This is a genomic window from Micromonospora sp. NPDC005197 (assembly GCF_040608295.1).
In the GTDB taxonomy this organism is placed as follows: domain Bacteria; phylum Actinomycetota; class Actinomycetes; order Mycobacteriales; family Micromonosporaceae; genus Micromonospora.
This window is the reverse complement of record NZ_JBEXHY010000261.1, coordinates 1-2,133: the sequence shown is the minus strand read 5'-3', so window position 1 is coordinate 2,133 and position 2,133 is coordinate 1. Positions and strand designations below refer to the sequence as shown.

Genomic DNA, 2,133 nt, shown 5'->3' with positions numbered 1-2,133 from the left:
CCGTTCCACTCCTTGCAGGCCACCTCGCACGCCTTGCACCCGATACACACGCTCGTGTCGGTGAAGAACCCCATCCGCGGCGGCGCGTCCACATAACCGGCGTCCGGCGCCGGATCGAGCGGCCCGTAGAGGCTGTTCGGGTCAGGAGCCATCGCGCCCCTCCACGTCCTGGTCGGTGGTGACGGCCGGCGCGTGTCCGCCCGGTGTGATCCCGGCCCGCCGCTGGTAGTCGGCGACCAGGTCGAGCAACGCCGTCCCGGTGGGCCGGCGGCCCGACCGGACGTCACAGGTACCGATCTTGCTCTCCTGGATGAGGACGTTGGGGTCGAGGGTGATGCCGAACAGGTCGTTGGCCGAGTCGCCGGTGACCAGACCCTCGTAACCGAAGTGGTACGGCAGCCACAGCTGGTGGATGATCCGACCGTCGACCCGCAGCGGCGTGAGTCGATCGGTCACCAGCACCTTCGCCTCGATCACCGCGCGCCCGCTGACCAGGTGCGCCCACCCCAGATGCGCCAACCCGGCCTCGGCGGCCAACTCGGGCGACACCTCGACGAACATCTCCGGCTGCAACTCGGCCAGTGGGCGCACCGTGCGGCTCATCCCACCGGCGGTGTGGTGCTCGGTGAGCCGGCTGACCGTGAACACGTACGGGAAGACCTGGCTGTGTTCCTCGGGCGGGCTCGGGTTGACCGAGTTCACCGGGTGCGCGTACGACTTGCGGGTCGGGTTGGCCTGCTGCCGGTAGAGCGGGTTGCGCACCGGCGACTCGACCGGCTCGTAGTGCGTCGGCAGCGGCCCGTCCAGCACGCCGCTGGGCGCGTAGAGCCAGCCCTTGCCGTCGCCCTGCATGACGAACGGATCGTCGCCGGCGATCCCCGCCGGCCCGGACGCGCCGGCCGGCGGCCGGTACGACGGAGGCTTGGTCTTCTCGAAGTCCGGCACGTCGTAGCCGGTCCACTCGGCCTTCTCCGCGTCCCACCACACGTAGCGTTTGCGTTCACTCCACGGGTTGCCGTCCGGGTCGGCCGAGGCGCGGTTGTAGAGGATGCGGCGGTTCGCCGGCCAGGCCCAGCCCCACTCGGCGGCCACCCAGTCCTGCTCGTGTCGGGACTTGCGGCGGGCGGCCTGGTTGACGCCGTCGGCGTACACGCCGGTGTAGATCCAGCAGCCGATCGCGGTGGAGCCGTCCGCACGGGCCTCGGCAAAACTGGACAACGGACGGCCGGTCGTCACGTCGTACCCGTTGATCTCCCGCAGGACCGACTCGGCGCTCGGCTCGGCGTGCGGACCGTGCGTGGGGTAGTCCCAGGTGAGGTCGAGCAGCGCACGGTCACGCGGCAGCGTCGAGTCGGCCAGCTTCTCCCGCAGCTTGCGGCCGAGGTGGTAGAAGAACCACAGCTCGGAGCGGGCGTCGCCCGGCGGCTCGACGGCCTTCTCCCGCCACTGCAACAACCGCTGCGTCTGGGTGAACGTGCCCTCCTTCTCGACGTGCGAGGCGGCGGGCAGGAAGAACACCTCGGTGCGACACTCCTCGGGCACGATCTCGCCGGTGGCCACCTCGGGGCCGTTCTGCCAGAAGGTCGCACTCTCGATCATGAACAGGTCGCGCACGACCAGCCAGTCCAGGTTGGCCATGCCCAGGCGCTGCGCCCGGCCGTGCGCCGAGCCGACCGCCGGGTTCTGCCCGAGCAGGAAGTACCCCTTGATCTTCCCGTCGATCATGTCCAGCACCTGCTGATAGGTGCCGTGGTCACCGGTCAGTCGGGGCAGGTAGCCGTAGCAGTAGTCGTTCTCCGGCGTCGCCGCGTCACCCCAGTACGCCTTGAGCAGGCTGGCGGCGAACGACTCGGCGTTGCCCCAGAAGCCCTTCTGGCCGGGGTGCCGGATGCTGTCCACCCACTCGCCGAAGGTCGGGTGGTCGGCGTGGTGCGGCATCGGCAAATAGCCGGGCAGCAGGTTGAACAGCGTCGGGATGTCCGTCGAACCCTGGATGCTGGCGTGACCGCGCAGGGCCATCACCCCGCCACCCGGACGGCCCATGTTGCCCAGCAGCAACTGGATGATCGCCCCGGTACGGATGTACTGCACGCCCACACTGTGCTGCGTCCACCCCACCGAGTAGATCAGCAT

Annotated in this window: 1 protein-coding gene and 1 pseudogene; both read right to left on the bottom strand. The window is 69.6% G+C overall.

The window, feature by feature from the left end; translation table 11 throughout:
• Window positions 1–152: pseudogene (locus ABZU46_RS31680) on the bottom strand (4Fe-4S ferredoxin); the annotation flags it as partial.
• Window positions 142–2,133, bottom strand: a 1,992-nt coding sequence (locus ABZU46_RS31675; RefSeq protein WP_354863364.1) for a molybdopterin-dependent oxidoreductase, incomplete at its 5' end; no start/stop codon positions are given. The gene ABZU46_RS31675 and the pseudogene ABZU46_RS31680, both read right to left, overlap by 11 nt.